The organism is Nonomuraea gerenzanensis (assembly GCF_020215645.1).
In the GTDB taxonomy this organism is placed as follows: domain Bacteria; phylum Actinomycetota; class Actinomycetes; order Streptosporangiales; family Streptosporangiaceae; genus Nonomuraea; species Nonomuraea gerenzanensis.
Genome location: NZ_CP084058.1, coordinates 11930522 through 11946675, shown reverse-complemented (window position 1 = coordinate 11946675; position 16154 = coordinate 11930522). Strand labels below are relative to the sequence as shown.

General features: G+C 70.6%; 15 protein-coding genes, 1 tRNA gene and 1 other RNA gene. 12 read left to right on the top strand and 5 right to left on the bottom strand.

The window, feature by feature from the left end; all coding sequences use genetic code 11:
• Window positions 1-10: 10 nt before the first annotated feature.
• Window positions 11-487, bottom strand: coding sequence for a hypothetical protein (locus LCN96_RS55745; RefSeq protein WP_225270458.1), 477 nt, complete (start codon window positions 485-487; stop codon window positions 11-13).
• A gap of 294 nt (window positions 488-781) precedes the next feature.
• Between LCN96_RS55745 and LCN96_RS55740 the strand changes: the two genes are divergently transcribed.
• The gene (locus tag LCN96_RS55740) at window positions 782-1150 is read left to right on the top strand and encodes a tyrosine-type recombinase/integrase (protein WP_225270457.1); all 369 of its coding nucleotides are present in this window, start codon (window positions 782-784) and stop codon (window positions 1148-1150) included.
• Window positions 1151-1215: 65 nt separating this feature from the next.
• Here the strand turns inward: LCN96_RS55740 and LCN96_RS55735 are convergent.
• Window positions 1216-1303, bottom strand: a tRNA-Ser gene (locus tag LCN96_RS55735).
• Window positions 1304-1428: 125 nt separating this feature from the next.
• On the opposite strand from LCN96_RS55735, the gene ffs reads away from it, so the two are divergent.
• Window positions 1429-1524, top strand: an RNA gene (gene ffs, locus LCN96_RS55730) — signal recognition particle sRNA small type.
• Window positions 1525-1555: 31 nt separating this feature from the next.
• Window positions 1556-4111, top strand: coding sequence for a DNA polymerase III subunit gamma and tau (locus tag LCN96_RS55725; protein ID WP_225270456.1), 2556 nt, complete (start codon window positions 1556-1558; stop codon window positions 4109-4111).
• 259 nt (window positions 4112-4370) lie between these two features.
• On the opposite strand, the gene LCN96_RS55720 is transcribed toward LCN96_RS55725, so the two are convergent.
• Window positions 4371-5615, bottom strand: coding sequence for a GAF domain-containing protein (locus LCN96_RS55720; RefSeq protein ID WP_225270455.1), 1245 nt, complete (start codon window positions 5613-5615; stop codon window positions 4371-4373).
• Window positions 5616-6297: 682 nt separating this feature from the next.
• Between LCN96_RS55720 and LCN96_RS55715 the strand changes: the two genes are divergently transcribed.
• From LCN96_RS55715 to LCN96_RS55695, 5 genes are all read left to right on the top strand, one after another.
• Complete coding sequence (locus LCN96_RS55715; protein WP_139629532.1) at window positions 6298-6648, top strand: YbaB/EbfC family nucleoid-associated protein; 351 nt, start codon at window positions 6298-6300, stop codon at window positions 6646-6648.
• A gap of 2 nt (window positions 6649-6650) precedes the next feature.
• Entirely contained in the window at window positions 6651-7250 is a 600-nt protein-coding gene (recR, locus tag LCN96_RS55710; protein ID WP_225270454.1) for a recombination mediator RecR, read from the top strand.
• Entirely contained in the window at window positions 7243-7773 is a 531-nt protein-coding gene (locus tag LCN96_RS55705) for a DUF5063 domain-containing protein (protein WP_225270453.1), read from the top strand. The genes recR and LCN96_RS55705 overlap by 8 nt, the downstream gene beginning before the upstream one ends.
• 84 nt (window positions 7774-7857) lie before the next feature.
• Window positions 7858-9132 (top strand): aspartate kinase, encoded by a 1275-nt coding sequence (locus LCN96_RS55700; protein ID WP_225270452.1) that lies wholly within the window; start codon window positions 7858-7860, stop codon window positions 9130-9132.
• A complete protein-coding gene (locus LCN96_RS55695) occupies window positions 9129-10190 on the top strand; it encodes an aspartate-semialdehyde dehydrogenase (RefSeq protein WP_225270451.1) in 1062 nt (353 codons plus the stop codon). Before LCN96_RS55700 ends, LCN96_RS55695 begins: the two co-directional genes overlap by 4 nt.
• A 126-nt stretch (window positions 10191-10316) precedes the next feature.
• Here the strand turns inward: LCN96_RS55695 and LCN96_RS55690 are convergent, their stop codons facing one another.
• Window positions 10317-11246, bottom strand: a complete 930-nt coding sequence (locus tag LCN96_RS55690; RefSeq protein ID WP_225270450.1) for a hypothetical protein — start codon at window positions 11244-11246, stop codon at window positions 10317-10319.
• Between the two features lie 174 nt (window positions 11247-11420).
• Here LCN96_RS55690 and LCN96_RS55685 point away from each other — a divergent pair, with 174 nt between their 5' ends.
• The 4 genes from LCN96_RS55685 to LCN96_RS55670 all read left to right on the top strand — a co-directional run bounded on the left by LCN96_RS55685 (window position 11421) and on the right by LCN96_RS55670 (window position 14935).
• Window positions 11421-12089 (top strand): TetR/AcrR family transcriptional regulator, encoded by a 669-nt coding sequence (locus LCN96_RS55685; RefSeq protein ID WP_225270449.1) that lies wholly within the window; start codon window positions 11421-11423, stop codon window positions 12087-12089.
• 69 nt (window positions 12090-12158) lie between these two features.
• Window positions 12159-13100 (top strand): LLM class F420-dependent oxidoreductase, encoded by a 942-nt coding sequence (locus LCN96_RS55680; protein ID WP_225270448.1) that lies wholly within the window; start codon window positions 12159-12161, stop codon window positions 13098-13100.
• A 5-nt stretch (window positions 13101-13105) separates the two neighbouring features.
• A complete protein-coding gene (locus tag LCN96_RS55675; protein WP_225270447.1) occupies window positions 13106-14524 on the top strand; it encodes an amidase in 1419 nt (472 codons plus the stop codon).
• 63 nt (window positions 14525-14587) lie between these two features.
• Window positions 14588-14935 carry a YkvA family protein gene (locus LCN96_RS55670; protein ID WP_225270446.1) on the top strand — a complete coding sequence of 116 codons (348 nt, stop codon included), beginning with the start codon at window positions 14588-14590 and terminating at the stop codon, window positions 14933-14935.
• Here LCN96_RS55670 and LCN96_RS55665 read toward each other — a convergent pair.
• On the bottom strand, window positions 14932-16128 hold the full coding sequence (locus LCN96_RS55665) for an amidohydrolase family protein (RefSeq protein ID WP_225270445.1): 1197 nt from the start codon (window positions 16126-16128) through the stop codon (window positions 14932-14934). The genes LCN96_RS55670 and LCN96_RS55665 overlap by 4 nt on opposite strands.
• Between the last annotated feature and the right edge of the window lie 26 nt (window positions 16129-16154).

Sequence of the window (16154 nt, the reverse complement as noted above, 5' to 3'; positions counted from 1 at the left end):
GGGCTCACACCTACTCGTGCACACTCTCGTTCACGCTGGAGAGTGACACCACGATGTAGTTCGCCCACTTCTTCGGATCAGCCCGCAGTGCTTCTCCCGCCGTCGGCTCCAGTCGCGCACCGAGCGCATCCAGTTCCTCCACGGAGTCGAGCGTCGTGGTCGTCCCCTCCCAGCGACTCGACTCCATCTGCACCGACACGTCAGTAGAGCCGACCTCGCTCCATCCGAGCCGCTCCAGGCGAGTGCGCGCGAGGTCGAGCGCTTCGAGAAAGCCGGTGGCCCGCATGTCGACCACCAGAACCTCGATGACTTGAACAGTCCGCTCGTACATCGGGTCCACGAAGGTCCGCGTGACGACGCGGCCCACGCTTCGCACTTCCGCGAGCGCATCGGGATCGACCGTGATCACCGTCCTGGGCAACCATGCCGCATCGCAACCTGCAACCGCGGCTAAGAGGCTCAACGCCGCCAATAAGCGCTTGATCATGGAAGTATCCTTCCGGCTTCTTCGCGTCCCGGGTGTTGTCTCGCAGGCGACTCGGCGCGCGCTGCTCAGAGCAGGCTTAGGGAGACCGGGAACAGTTGGGACACTTCTCAACTCGCGTCGTTGGCCTTGCGGCGAGGGGGAGCGTCGGCTGGCTCATCGACACACGCGCCGCGGGTGGCTACGTCGTCGGCCCCGGCAGCCGCGTCCAAGCCGGCGACGGCGACGGCTCATACAAGGTGCTGCACGCTCCAGCGGACTACGGGCAGGCGCGCGCCGCCCGCGAACGGTGGCCGCATGACGAACGAGCGCTCATCTCATCTGCGCCTGGTCGCGGGTGATGCGGTCCAGGGGGCTGGCGATCACGGACCCGCGCCGACGCCGTTCCGCACGGCCGGTCGCCCCGTCAGCCCTTACAGCGACTACCACGAGTGGAAAGACCTCCTGGCTTCGGCCGGGCTGAGGGACGGTCGGCTCCACGACGCCCGGCGCACCGCCGCGACCGTCCTGCTGATCCTGGGAGTTCCCGAGCGAACCGTGATGGCCATCATGGGGTGGTCCAGCAGCGGCATGGCACGCCGGTACCAGCACGTCACCGACGGCATCCGGAACACCGTGGCGAGGCAGGTTGACGGCCTGCTCTGGGAGGAGGGGGAGGAGCCCTGAAGAGGCCAACTGAGACCCAAAGCAAGAGGGGTCATGCCGCTGATCACGGCATGACCCCTCTGAGCTGGCGGAGGATAGGGGATTTGAACCCCTGATAGGTTGCCCTATACACGCTTTCCAAGCGTGCGCCCTCGGCCACTAGGCGAATCCTCCGCCGACGAGCTTACCGGACTTCTCCGGGTGCGCAGACCACCATTTCCCGCGGCGGCTCTCACGAGATTCCCCCCAGCGTTCCCCGCAGGGTGGAGCGAGCACTGCGGCGTGCGGCTAGACTGTCCAGGGACCCCTCGCGCGGCGTCATCCTGTGAACCTCCCCAGGGCCGGAAGGCAGCAAGGATAAGCGGGCTCTGGCGGGTGTGCGGGGGGTCTCTTCGTTGAGAGCCCCCTCGCAGGCGGGATGGTCGTATGAGCCTTGCGCTTTACCGCAAGTACCGACCCGGGACCTTCGCCGAGGTCAAGGGTCAGGAACACGTCACAGATCCGCTGAGACAAGCGTTGCGTACGGGCCGGATCAACCACGCCTACCTGTTCAGCGGCCCCCGCGGATGTGGCAAGACCTCCAGCGCCCGCATCCTGGCGCGTTCTCTCAACTGCGAGCAGGGCCCCACGCCCGATCCGTGTGGCGAGTGCGAGTCGTGTGTCGCGCTGGCCCCGACCGGGCCCGGGCACCTCGACGTCATCGAGATCGACGCCGCCTCCCACGGTGGCGTGGACGATGCGCGTGACCTGCGGGAGCGAGCGTTCTTCGCCCCGGTCTCCGCGCGCTACAAGATCTACATCATCGACGAGGCGCACATGGTGACCCGCGAGGGTTTCAACGCGCTGCTCAAGCTCGTCGAGGAGCCCCCGCCGCACCTGAAGTTCATCTTCGCGACGACGGAGCCGGAAAAGGTCATCGGCACCATCAAGTCGCGTACGCACCACTACCCGTTCCGGCTGATGCCGCCCGCGACGCTCAAGGCGCTGATGGAGGAGATCCTCAGCTCCGAGAGCGTGCCCTTCGAGCCGGCCGCGCTGCCCCTGGTCGTTCGCGCGGGGGCCGGGTCCGCGCGTGACTCGCTGTCGATCCTCGACCAGCTCCTCGCCGGGGCGGAGGAGGACGGCATCACCTACGCCAAGGCCGTGTCCCTGCTCGGTTACACCGACGGCGACCTGCTCGACGAGGTCGTCGAGGCGTTCGCGGCCCGGGACGGCGGCCGGGTCTTCCACACGGTCAACCGGGTGATCGAGGGCGGTCACGACCCGCGCCGGTTCGCCTCCGACCTGCTCGAACGTTTCCGCGACCTGGTCATCCTGGCCAACGTGCCCGAGGCCGCCTCCAGCGGCCTGCTCGACCGTCCCGCCGACGAGCTGGAGCGGCTCGTACGGCAGGCCGCCTCCATGGGCCCGGCCGAGCTGACCCGTGCGGCCGAGGTGTTCAACGCCGGGCTCACCGAGATGCGCGGCGCCACCTCGCCGCGGCTGCTGCTGGAGCTGATGTGCGCCCGCGTCCTGTTGCCCGGGGCGGCGCAGGGCGAGGCGGCGCTGCTGGCGCGGCTCGAACGGCTCGAACGTGGGGGTGCCGTCGCGCAGATGGCGGCGGCCCGTGCGGCTGTCGCTCCTGCGGGGGGTTCTCCGGTGGGGCTCGGGACGGTGAGCGCCGTAGGGGCGCAGATCGCCGCCGGCGGTGGGCATGGAGCCCCAGTGCCGGCGGGCGCTGCGGCGGCGTCCGTCGCGGGTCCGGCGCAGGTGGCAGGGGTCGATGACAGCGCGGGGGCCTCTGGGGGTGGCGTTCAGACGCCGTCTCACGGCGCTCCCGCCGCGCAGACACATGGGGATCCGGCCGCGCCGCAGGCTCATGCGGCTCCGGCCGCGCAGGCTTCCGCCGCTTCCGGCGCTCAGGCGCACGCCCCCGCCGGTACGGGCGGAGGTGGCGACGACTGGCCAGAGCCGGTGCGTCCCGGTGCCGCCTCGGCGACGCCTTCTCCTGCTCCAGCGGCTGCCGCACCCGCCGGTGGCACGTACCAGCCTTCGCCGGGCCCTGGGGGCGGGGCTCCGACGGCCGGGGGCGCGGGTGTCGTGCAGTCGCAGTGGGCCGCCGTGCTGGCCGCGCTCAAGCAGCGCAGCATCGTCGTCTGGGCGAACGTGAGCACCAACGCCCAGGTGGTGGGCGTCGAGGGGAACCTGGTCACGCTCGGGTTCAGCCAGGTCGGCGCGATGAAGAACTTCACCGGCGGCGGCAAGGACGTCGTGGTGGCCGGGGTGCTGGGCGAGGTGCTCGGTGGCACCTGGCGTGTCGAGGCGGTCGTCGGTGGCTCTCCCGCGCCTCGCGGACCGGCCCGCGCCCCGTCCCAGGGTGCCGCGCCGTCTCAGGCGGGTGGCGGCCACGGGCCCGGCGGGCCGCAGGGTGTGTCAGGGCCGCAGGGTGTGTCAGGGCCGCAGGGTGTGTCAGGGCCGCAGGTGGTGGCGCAGGGCGTGCCGGGGCCGCAGGGCGGTCAGGGTTCTGGGGGCTCTCAGGGGCGTACGGCCTCGCACGGCGCTTCCCACGAGGACCGGGGTGGTCAGGAGGCCGACCAGCCTCCGGCCGGTGCGCCGGGACGTCAGACCACGGATGAGTCCTGGCCCGATGCTCCCGACGACTTCGGTCCTGGGTCCCCGCCCAGCCCCGATCCCACGCGGACGGTCAGCGCGGCCCAGCACCCGGGTGACGCGGCGGCGGGTGGTGCGCAGACGGGCGCCGGGCTGGCTGCGGCGCGGTCGGCGGCCAAGGCGGCGGCTCAGGCCGGGCCGCGCGTGCCCGCTGCCCGTAGCGGTGCCGCTGCTGCCTGGCCTGACGCGATCCCCGGGCGGGACAAGGGGGCTGAGACCGATGAGGTGGATCCGCTCAACGACGCCGATGCCGACGTGGATGCCGTCTCGGGGATGGCGCTGCTGGAGCGGGAGCTCGGTGCGAAGGTGATCGGGGAGATCGACCACACCTGATCGGTTAGATCGGCCGCCCCTGATTGGCCGCCCCTGATCGGCCGCCCCCGATTGGCCGCCCCTGATCGGCCGCCCCCGATTGGCCGCCCCTGATCGGCCGCCCCCGATCGGCCGCCCCCGATCGGCCGCCCCCGATCGGCCGCCCCCGATCGGCCGCCCCCGATCGGCCGCCCCTGATCGGCCGCCGACGGGCGTAGCGGCGTACGGCGGGGAGCGCGCGCAGTGGCGGGCGCGCAGGAGCGCAGCCGAAGGCAGCCGCTCAGGAGAGCAGCCGGGAGCGGGCGGCGGCGGAGCGGAGATCGGTGGCAGGCAGGGCGGCGAGCCGCTCCAGCACCTCGTAATCATCCCGCCCGTTGCACGTCTGCGCATAAGCCCACAACTCCTCAGGCCCCCCACGCCGCAACAGATAAGCCCGTACCTGAGCCTCCAGCTCATCCCGCTCCCGCCGGATCTCGGGCGACTCGGAGCGGGGCAGCAGCGGACCCGGATAAGCCCGGGCCAGCCCCGCCGGATCGTCGGAGGTCAGGAGGCGGCGCACGGTCATGAAGTCGGCCTCCACCGGGCAGGCCAGCCGGTACGGCTTGGCGGCGATGGCCTCCCCGAGCTGCCCGCGCAGCCGGTGGATCTCGGCCCTGATCGTCACCGGGTTGCCGTCGTCCCCGTACAGGTGGAAGGAGAGCTGCTCGGCCGTCAGCCCGTGCGGGTGGAGGGTGAGGAGGGCGAGGAGCTCGGCGTGGCGCAGCGACAGGGGCCGCGTGTCGTCGCCGAAGGAGGCGGTCGGGGTGCCTTCGCCGAGGAGCGACAGGGTGAGGGTGGGCGGGGCGGCGGACGGGGTGGGGCGCAGGAGGAAGCCGCCGGCGAAGGGTTCGAGGAAGGCGGCGGTGCCGTCCCGCAGGACCAGGCGCCGCCCGCCCCGATCGGTGGGGGCGGGGTGGAGGCGCTCTCCCAGCGGGCCGCCGAGGTGGACGCGCTCGCCCAGGTCGCCGCCCGGGTCGCCGGAGATGACGCGGCCGGTGGACGACAGGAGGATGCCGGGCCGGCCGCGCAGGGACTCGTACCGGCGGCGCAGCCGTTCGTCGCGCTCGTGCATCCGCAGGGCGAGCTGGGTCTCGGCGAGCTTGGCGGTGGCGGCCACGAGGGCGACCGTGGCGGGGTGCAGACTGGGGGCGGTGCCGCTGACGTCCACGCAGCCGATGACGCGCCCCGAGTCGGGGTCGGTGATGGGGGCGGCGCTGCAGGACCAGATGTGCAGCACCCGCATCAGGTGCTCCTCGGAGTACACGTGCACGGGCCTGCCGGTGGCCAGGGCGGTGCCGATGCCGTTGGTGCCGACGTCGGGCTCGCCCCACTGGTGGCCGGCGGCCAGGCCGACGCGGTCGGCGCGGCACATGACCGAGTAGTTGCCTTCGCGCCACAATACCCGTCCGTCGCTGTCTGTGACGATCATGATGTGGCCGGTCTCGTCGGCCAGTCCGGACAGGGTCTGGGCGAGCAGGGGCAGCAAGGGTTGCAGGGGGTGGATTTCCCTGATGTCTCTTATCGAGGTGGGGTCGCAGACAAGTGGGGCACTCTTGCCCTCAAGGTCGATCCCCGCGTCCAGCGAACGGCGCCAGGACGCCTTGATCAGATGGCGGGGCGACGCCGGCCAGGCCCCACCTGTCGCTACGGCTTCGTGCGCTCCGCGTAGAAGGCGGGAGTACGCGTCAAGATGGGCGTAACTCATCGGTCACTCCAAGTAGTCAATTAGAGCATCCGTCTTGCGCCCGCCCAGCGCAACCCGTTCAGGGGGATTGCAGAGGGTGATTGAATGAACGCAACGTGTGTGCAACGTTCCTCTGCGTAACGTCCTTTGCCAACGCGTCGGCGTGGTGCGGCCGCTCCGCCGGCGTGATGGCCGGGTCTCGGACACTGGAGGGGGGCCGAGACCCGGCCAAAACACTCCGATGTTCGACAGACCACGACAAAAGGTGTCGGACGCGGGCCCGGCGGGGAACACGTCGGAACACGGCCGCGGGGGCCAGGTCAGGGCGGCGGTACGGGGCCGGCAACGGCCGCCTCACGCGGCACATGGAAACGGGATGGGATGTCGCGGACGGAAACCGGGGTGCTCCGCCAGTACAGGACTCCGCCCAAACCCCGTAGGCTCGTGGCAGTCAAGAACGCGGAGCCACGAGGAGCGCACGACGGTGAACCCAGGGGATGTCAACCTGCAGCAGCTGCTGGAGCAGGCACAGCTCATGCAGCAGCAGCTTGTGAGCGCCCAGCAGGAGCTCAACGACGCGCAGATCGAGGGCTCATCGGGCGGCGGCCTGGTCACGGCCGTCGTCAACGGCTCGGGCGAGCTGCTCGAGCTCAAGATCGACCCGAGTGTGATCGACGCGGGCGACGCGCAGGACACCGCCGACACGATCGCCGACCTGGTGATCGCGGCTGTGCGCGACGCCGTGCGGGCGGCAGCCGATCTGCAGCAGGAGAAGCTCGGCCCGCTGGCCCAGGGGCTGGGTGGCGGCGGCCTCGGACAGTTGCCAGGGTTCTAGGCATGTACGAAGGGGTCGTCCAGAACCTGATCGACGAGCTGGGCCTGCTGCCCGGCGTCGGTCCCAAGAGCGCGCAGCGGATCGCGTTCCACCTGCTGGCGGCCGATCCAGCCGACGTCAAACGGCTGGCGCACGCGTTGCTGGAGGTCAAGGACAAGGTCCGCTTCTGCCGGGTCTGCGGGAACGTGGCCGCGGAGGAGGAGTGCCGCATCTGCCGCGACACCCGCCGCGACACCCATGTCATCTGCGTGGTCGAGGAGTCCAAGGACGTCGTGGCGATCGAGAAGACGCGCGAGTTCCGCGGCACCTATCACGTGCTCGGCGGCGCGATCAGCCCGATCGACGGCATCGGCCCCGAGGACCTGCGCATCCGCGAGCTGATGACGCGGCTGGCCGACGGCCGCGTCACCGAGCTCATCCTCGCCACCGACCCCAATCTCGAGGGCGAGGCGACGGCTACCTACCTCGCCCGTCTGGTCAAGCCGATGGGCATCAAAGTGACACGACTGGCCAGCGGTCTGCCTGTGGGCGGTGATCTCGAGTACGCCGACGAGGTCACCTTGGGCCGCGCGTTCGAAGGACGGAGGCTGCTGGATGTCTGACCAGTGGAGCGCGCTGGCGGAAGAGATCTCCGGGCACGCACAGAACTACGTGGACGGCCTGACCAGGGTCGCGGGCGGCGAGGGCGGCGACGCCATCTGGTCGATCCTGCTCGTGGAGGTCGCCCAGATGAGCCTGGCGGGCGCCAAGCTCGGCGCCAACCGCGACGTCATCCTCGCCGGCAACTACGAGCCGCCGATGAGCGAGGATCCCGACATCGACGGGGTCCGCACGGCGCTGGCCGAGCGGCTGGAGGCGGTCGACGACTACGCCGAGGTGTTCGACCCGTACAAGGACACCAGCGTCACGCCGTACCGGCTGTCCGACGACCTGACCGCGGTGGCCGCCGACCTCATCCACGGGCTGCGCCACTACCACGCGGGGCGCCCGCACGAAGCCCTGTGGTGGTGGCAGTTCTCCTACTTCAACACCTGGGGCAACCACGCGGGCGCGGCGATGCGCGCGCTCCAGGCCCTGGCAGCGCACTCGAGGCTCGACGTGGCCGAGGAAGCGACCACGGTCTGATCATCCACATAGTGGTACGAACCAACTGGCGCATCAGAGGCCCCCAGTAGACTGGCAGCTCACAGTCCTAACCGGGAGACTCTCGTGGCGCTCGTTGTGCAAAAGTACGGTGGTTCGTCCGTCGCCGACGCGTCCTGCATCAAGCGGGTCGCGCAGCGGATCGTCGCGACGAAAAAAGCCGGCAACGACGTGGTCGTGATCGTCTCCGCCATGGGCGACACGACCGACGAGCTGCTCGACCTGGCCGAGCAGGTGTCGCCGCTGCCTCCGGGCCGCGAGCTCGACATGCTGCTGACCTCGGGCGAGCGCATCTCGATGGCCCTGCTGGCGATGGCGATCGCCAACCTGGGCCACGAGGCCCGCTCGTTCACCGGCTCGCAGGCAGGTGTGATCACCGACTCCACGCATGGCAAGGCGCGCATCATCGACGTGACGCCCAGCCGCATCCAGGAGGCGATCGACCAGGGCCACATCGCGATCGTGGCCGGGTTCCAGGGTGTCTCGCAGGACACCAAGGACATCACCACGCTCGGCCGGGGTGGCTCCGACACCACGGCCGTGGCGCTGGCGGCGGCGCTCAACGCCGACGTCTGTGAGATCTACACCGACGTCGACGGCATCTTCACCGCCGACCCGCGCATCGTGCCCGCGGCGCAGCAGATCCCCAAGATCTCGTATGACGAGATGATGGAGATGGCCGCGTGCGGCGCGAAGATCCTGCATCTGCGCTGCGTCGAATACGCTCGACGGTTCAACCTGCCGATCCACGTACGCAGCTCGTTCAGCACCAAGGAAGGCACGTGGGTCGTCTCCGACCCTTACACCGAAGGAACCGAGATGGAGCAGCCGATCATCTCCGGCGTCGCGCACGACCGGAGCGAGGCCAAGATCACTGTTGTCGGGGTGCCCGACAAGGTCGGCGAGGCTGCCACGATCTTCAAAACGCTGGCCGACGCCGAGATCAACATTGACATGATCGTGCAGAACGTCTCGGCCGCCGCCACGGGTCGCACGGACATCTCGTTCACGCTGCCCACGGCCGACAGCCAGACGGCGCTGACGTCGCTGAAGAAGATCCAGCCCCGGATCGGTTTCGAGTCGCTGCTGTTCGACGACCAGATCGGGAAGGTGTCGCTGATCGGCGCGGGCATGCGCTCGCACCCCGGCGTCACGGCGACGTTCTTCGCGGCCCTCGCCGACGCGGGGGTCAACATCGAGATGATCTCCACCTCGGAGATCCGCATCTCAGTGATCGTCGAGCAGGACGGTGTCGACGCGGCCGTGGCCGCCGCGCACCGAGCCTTCGATCTCGACGCCGACCAGGTCGAAGCCGTGGTGTACGGAGGTTCAGGACGATGAGCAAGAGGCCCAGTCTGGCACTGATCGGCGCGACCGGCGCCGTCGGCACCGTCATGCGCGACATCGTGTCGTCGCGCGAGGACATCTGGGGCGAGATCCGTCTCGTCGCCTCCCCGCGCTCGGCGGGCAAGGTGCTCCGGGTACGCGGCGAGGACGTCGTCGTGCAGGCCCTGGCGCCCGAGGTGTTCGACGGCATCGACATCGCCATCTTCGACGTGCCCGACGAGGTGTCGGCCGAGTGGGTGCCGATCGCGGCCGGCCGCGGCGCGATCGTGGTCGACAAGTCCGGCACGTTCCGCATGGAGCCCGACGTTCCGCTGGTCGTGCCCGAGGTCAACCCGCTCGACGCGCGCAACAGGCCGCGGGGCATCATCTCGACCCCCAACTGCACGACGTTGTCGATGATGGCGGCCATGGGGGCGCTGCACGCCGAGTTCACGCTCACCGAGCTGGTCGTCGCCTCCTACCAGGCGGTGTCCGGCGCCGGGGTGGCGGGCTCCGCGCGGCTGTACGACGAGATCGAGGCGCTGGCCGGTGACCGCACGATCGGTCAGAGCGCCGGTGACGTGCGCAAGGTGCTGGCCAACAAGCTGCCGGAGGAGTCGCCGTTCCCCGCGCCCATCGCGTTCAACGTGGTGCCGTGGGCGGGCTCGGTGAAGGCCGACGGCTGGGCCTCGGAGGAGCTCAAGCTCCGCAACGAGTCCCGCAAGATCCTCGGCATCCCGGACCTGAAGGTCTCCGCGACCTGCGTCCGTGTCCCGGTGGTCACGACGCACTCGCTGGCCGTGCACGCGCGCTTCGCGCGTGAGATCACGGTCGCCGACGCGCACCGCATCCTGGAAGCGGCTCCGACGGTGGTCCTCATGGACGACCCGGAGAACGGGATCTGGCCGACGCCTCTCGACGTGGTGGGCAACGACCCGACGTACGTGGGCCGCATCCGTCAGGCGATCGACTTCCCGAACACGCTCGACCTGTTCGTGTGCGGTGACAACCTGCGCAAGGGCGCGGCGCTCAACGCGGCGGAGATCGCCGAGCTGGTCGCAGCGGAGTTCTAGCAGTTCGTCGTTCCAGCAGTTCGTCGTTCCAGCAGTTCGTCGTTCCAGCAGTTCCGTCAGGGTGTGGCGTCGTGCGTTCGTTCGTGCGGCGTCACACCTTTTTCGTGGGCGTGCGCCGTGGCTCTGTCACCGGAACAGGATGTCCCAGTGGTCGCTCTCGTCGAAGAACGTCGTGCCTGATTTCGCCTTGTAGATCGTGGCTCCGTCGCTGCGTACCCCGGCCTTGTCATGGTGTTTGGTGATGTGCCGGTCGATGCAGGCGTTGTGGGAGATGTCGAGCTTGTAGCCGTTGCCGTGGCTGAAGTGGCCGGGCGCGTGGCCCCGCTCGGTGCCGCCGGTCACCATGATCGGGCAGCCGCTCTCCTGCTTCAGCTCGATCGCCCTGGCGATCGTCCCGGTGCGTACCCGGTCCAGCGAGGTGCAGTGGTGCATGTGCTTGCTGGCGCAGTTCCCGGTGGACTTCGTGCGCAGCCCCGCGCTCCTCAGCCACCCGCTGGCGGTCGCGTGGGACATCCGGATGGCGGCCTTCCTCGGCAGAGCCCGCGTCAGATCGACCTGAGCGCGCTTGTAAGCCACGCGGGGCCGTGCCTGGGGCATCTGGGCCACCCCGGTGCGTACGATGCGCTTCACCGCTTGCGTGGCCGTTTCCCGCGTTCCGGACCTCTCGGCCTCCTCGGCGGCCTCCTCGGCACGCTGCTCGGCCCGATCGGCGGCCCGCTCGGCCTGCTCCACCTTCGAGGAGGCGGCGGCGTCGGCCCTGCGCTCACGGATCACCTGGGCGCGCTCGACGGCGGCCAGCGGCCAGCGCTGGTCGAGCGCCGGCCAGTCGCCCATCTCCAGGAGCATCAGCTCCTCGTACGCCCAGGGGTGCGGCCCCATCTCGTACGTGCCCGCGATGATCTCGGCCGCCGAGGGGCCGGACCCGTGCATGGGCAGCCCTTCGTACAGGCCGCTCTGTGCCGGTGTCCCTTCGGGGTGGGTGGCGGCGGAGGCGGCCGAGGCCAGCGCGATTATGGTGATCTCAATGCCGAGGAGCGCGACGATGATCAGCCGCACTGTTCCACGTATCCACATGTCGATGCCTTTTCGCGGAAATAGCCCTTCCGCCTGAAACGACAATCCCACCTTTCACAGGAGATAACTCGTGCCGCGAGGGCAACTTTGCCTTGTGGCGGTGATCACCGTGAGGCTCCATGACCTAACGTCGCTCGACGACGTAAAGTGACGAACGTGTCCGAAGCCCGAAACCGTGGATCGGAGAGCACCCGAGAGGTCATCGTCGAGACGGCCTTGCGACTGTTCAGGGAGCGCGGCTTCGACGCGACCACGATGCGTGCCATCGCCGCCGAGGCCGGGGTGTCCGTGGGCAACGCCTACTACTACTTCGACAGCAAAGAGGCGTTGATCCAGGCGTATTACGACCGCGCCCAGGCCGAGCACGAGGAGGCGTGCCGGGAGTTCCTGGCGACGGAGACGTCGTTCGCGGAGCGGCTGAGCGGGGTGCTGCGCGAATGGGTGCGCGTGTCGGAGCCGTACCACGAGTTCGCCGTGAAGTTCTTCAAGCACGCGGCCGAGCCGACCAATCCGCTGAGCCCGTTCAGCAAGCAGTCCTCCCCGGCGCGCGAGGCGTCGATCGCCATCTACCGGGAGGTCGTGGAGGGGTCACGGGACCGGATGAACGCCGAGCTGCGCGAGGAGCTGCCCGAGCTGCTGTGGTTGCTGTCGATGGGCATGGTGCTGTTCTGGGTGCACGACACCTCGCCGGGGTGCGCGCGTACGTACCGGCTGATCGAGGTGACGGTGCCGCTGGTGGACCGGCTCGTGGGACTGTCGCACCTGCCGGGGCTGCGCGGGATCACGAAGGACTTCATCGCGGCGGTTCACGAGCTGCGGGCCTAGGGGAACATACCGGTCGGTTGGTAAGGTCGCCGTACCCCGAGGATCTGGAGGCCGTGCATGAACTGGGGCATGACCATTCCCTTCTACGACCGCTCGCTGGCCAGGTCGCAGGACCTCATCGCGGAGCTGCCCGGGCTCGGCTACACCGACCTGTGGTCGGCCGAGGTGAACGGCGTGGACGGCTTCGTGCCGCTGGCGCTGGCCTCGCAGTGGGCGCCGGAGGCCAGGCTGGGCAGCGCCATCGTGCCCGTCTCCACGCGCGGCCCCGGCCTGCTGGCCATGTCCGCGGCCACGCTGGCGGACCTGGCGCCGGGCAGGTTCGTGCTGGGCATCGGCGCCTCCTCGCCGGCGATCGTCGAGCGGTGGAACGCGGGCACGTTCGAAAAGCCGTACGCGCGCACCCGCGACACGCTGCGCTTCCTGAAGAGCGCGCTGGCGGGGGAGAAGGTCTCGCAGGCGTACGAGACGTTCGAGGTCAAGGGCTTCAAGCTGGAGCGCGCCCCCAAGACGCCGCCGAAGATCGTGCTGGCGGCGCTGCGGCCGAGGATGCTGCGTCTGGCCGCGCAGGAGGCCGACGGGGCCATCACCAACTGGCTCTCGCCCGCCGACGTGCGCAAGGTGCGCGCCGAGATCGCCCCCGACACCGAGCTGATCGCGCGCCTGTTCGTCTGCGTGGACACCGACGCCGAGCGGGTCCGCGAGACCGCCAGGTGGATGCTGGCCAGCTACCTGACCGTCCCGGTGTACGCGGCCTTCCACGACTGGCTGGGCCGCGGCGAGGTGCTGCGCCCGATGCACGAGGCCTGGGCGGCCGGCGACCGGCAGGCCGCGCTCAAGGCCATCCCCGACGAGGTGGTGGACGACCTGATCGTGCACGGCGACGCCGCCACCTGCCGGGCCCGGATCAAGGAGTACATGGCCAACGGGCTCGACACCCCGGTCCTGGCCCCCATTCCGGGCGGCGACATCCCCATCGACCAGGCGGTACGCGAGCTGGCACCGGAGAGGTAGCGGCCATGCGCGAGATCCTCAATCTGGACGCCGTCGCCCAGGCCCGGGCGATCAGGGACGGCCAGGTGTCGGCGCGGGAGCTGACCGAGGCCGCGATCGCCCGCATCGAGGCCGCCGACGGCGAGCTGAACGCGGTCGTCCACCGCCGCTTCGAGCGCGCGCTGGCCGAGCTCGACACCATCCCGGCCGGCGCGCCGTTCCGCGGGGTGCCGATCCTGCTGAAGGACCTGGGCTGGCGGGAGGGGGCGGAGCCGTACAGCGCGGGCTCCGCCGTGCGCGACGGCCTGGTGGACGCCGCCGACGGCTTCGGCGTCGTACGGCTGCGCGAGGCGGGCTTCGTGCTGCTCGGGCGGACGAACACGCCGGAGTTCGGCAGCACGATCAGCACCGAGCCGGCGGCGTTCGGGCCGACCAGGAACCCCTACGACCCGGCGTACTCGCCGGGTGGCTCCAGCGGCGGCTCGGCGGCGGCGGTCGCGGCCGGCATGGTCGCGCTGGCCACCGCGAGCGACGGCGGCGGCTCCATCCGCATCCCGGCGTCACTGTGCGGCCTGGTGGGGCTCAAGCCGTCACGCGGGCGCGTGAGCCTCGGCCCGGCGCTGGGCGAGGGGTGGAGCGGCTTCTCCTGCCCCGGCTTCGTCACCAGGAGCGTGCGCGACACGGCCGCGGCGCTGGACGTCGTGGCGGGCACCTACCCCGGTGACCCGTACGGCGCGCCGCCCCTGCCCGGCAGGCTCGCCGACGAGGCGGGCCGGGAGCCCGGCAGGCTGCGGATCGGCTTCCTGACCGCCCATCCCAGGGGTGACGTGCCGGAGGTGCCCGAGCTGGCCGAGGCCGTCACGGGGGCCGCCGCGCTGCTGGAGTCGCTCGGCCACGACGTGGCCCCCGGCGGCCCCGGCGCGCTGGCCGAGCCCGACTTCCCGCTGCACTTCGGCGCGATCGTGGCCGACAACCTGGCCGCGCACGTCGCGGCGCTGAGCGAGCTGCGCGGCAAGCCCGTGGAGCCGGAGGAGCTGGAGCCGCGCAACGCCGCCATGGTGCTGGCGGCGCGCCGGCGCAGCGCCCCCGACCACATCAGGTCCGTGCAGTGGGTGGACGGCTTCCGCCGCCGCATGGCCGCCTGGTGGAGCCAGGGCCACGACCTGCTGCTCATGCCGTCGCTGGGGGTGGCGCCTTTCGAGCTGGGCTGGATCCCGCCCGACGACCTCAGCCTCGCCTTCGGCCGCACCGCGCACGCCGTCGCCTTCACCTCGCCGATCAACGCCACGGGCCAGCCCGCCGTGTCGCTGCCGCTGCACAGGACCGCGGCGGGGCTGCCGGTGGGCGTGCAGCTCGTGGCCGCGGCCGGCCGGGAGGATCTCCTGGTACGGGTGGCGGCGCAGATCGAGCAGGTCAGGCCGTTCGAGCACCTGGCCCTGCCGTGACAGAGGAACTCCTGCCCCCGGTGACGCGTTATGTCGTGAAAAGCCGGGGGTAGGGGGATCCACATGATGGCGAAGGCAGCACGGGCAGCGGCGGCGTGGCGGACCTACCGCGAGGTGACCAGGCCCGGGTCGCCCAAACTGACGGCCAGGCTCCGGGCGATCCCGCGGATGGTCGGCGCGGTGATGCGCGGCCAGTACGCCGGCCTGGGCAAGGGCAAGCTGGCCATGCTCGGTCTCGGCGTGGTCTACCTCATCTCCCCGATCGACGTCGTGCCCGACTTTCTCATGCTCATCGGTGTCGCCGACGACTTCGGCGTCTTCCTGTGGCTGATGGCCTCGCTGCTCGGCGAGAGCGGCCGCTACGTGGAGCACGAGCGCCACGTGATCCAGGCCAGGCTGGAAGAGAGTTAGATCTCCTCCATCCGCAGCCAGGCCCGCGAGGGCAGCGGGTGCCCGAAGAGGCGGGCCGCGTTGCCGTAGGCGACCCTGGCGATGTCGGCGGGCGGCAGGGTGCCGAGGTTGCGGGCCACCGACTTCTGCGTGTCGGGCCAGGTCGAGTCGGAGTGCGGGTAGCCGCTCTCCTGCAGCACGTGGTCGAGGCCGACCGCGAGCCGCACGCCCGACAGGGCGTGGTCGTCGAGCGTGCCGAAGAAGAAGTTGCGGCGCAGCACCTCGCTGGGCTTGATGCCGCCCTCCCACGACGCCTCGCCGGCGACCGGGTGGTCGAGGGCGTAGTCGGCGCGTTCGGCCAGCATCGGCAGCCAGCCCACGCCGCCCTCGACGATGAGGATGCGCAGCGACGGGAAGCGCAGCGGCACCCCTGACCAGAGCCAGTCGGCGCAGGCGAACATGGCGCTGGTCGGCATCAGCGTGGTGATGGCCTCGATGGGCGTGTCGGGCGACGGCACGGGCGACCAGGAGGAGTCGCCGGTGTGCAGGCAGACCACGGTGCCGGTCTCCTCGCAGGCGGCGAAGAACGGGTCCCAGTGGCCGGTGTGGATCGAGGGCAGCCGCAGCCGGGTGGGGAACTCGGGGAAGACGACGGCCTTGAAGCCCCTGGCGGCGTTGGCGCGGATCTCCTTGGCCGCCACGTCGGGGTCGGGCAGCCACGGCAGCTGCAGGCCGATGATGCGCTCGGGGTAGGTGCCGGCCCAGACGTCGATGTGCCAGTCGTTCCACGCCTTGACCAGGGCCAGGCCCAGCTCCTGGTCGCGGGTCCTGGCGAAGGGCATGCCGGCCTGCCCGGCGAGCATGCCGGGGAAGCACAGCGCGGCCCAGATGCCGGCGACGTCCATGTCCTGGATGCGGGCCTCGATGTCGTGGCAGCCGGGGCGCATGTTCTCGAAGCGGACCGGATCGAGCGTGCGCTGCTCGCGGGGCAGGCCCGCGCCCACGTCGATGCCGGCGCACGGGTAGGTCGCCCCGCCGTAGCGCCACACCTGGTGACCCGCCTCCGTCTCCACTACCTTCGGTGCGACCTCGGCGTATTTCTCCGGCAGGCGGCCGTCGAACAGGTCGGGAGGCTCGATCAGGTGATCATCGGCTGAGATGATCACATAGTCGCGCCGCCTGGGGTCAGGGTCGGGGAGCAGCGGCGTAGTCACGCAGGTAACCGTACGACGGCGGGATA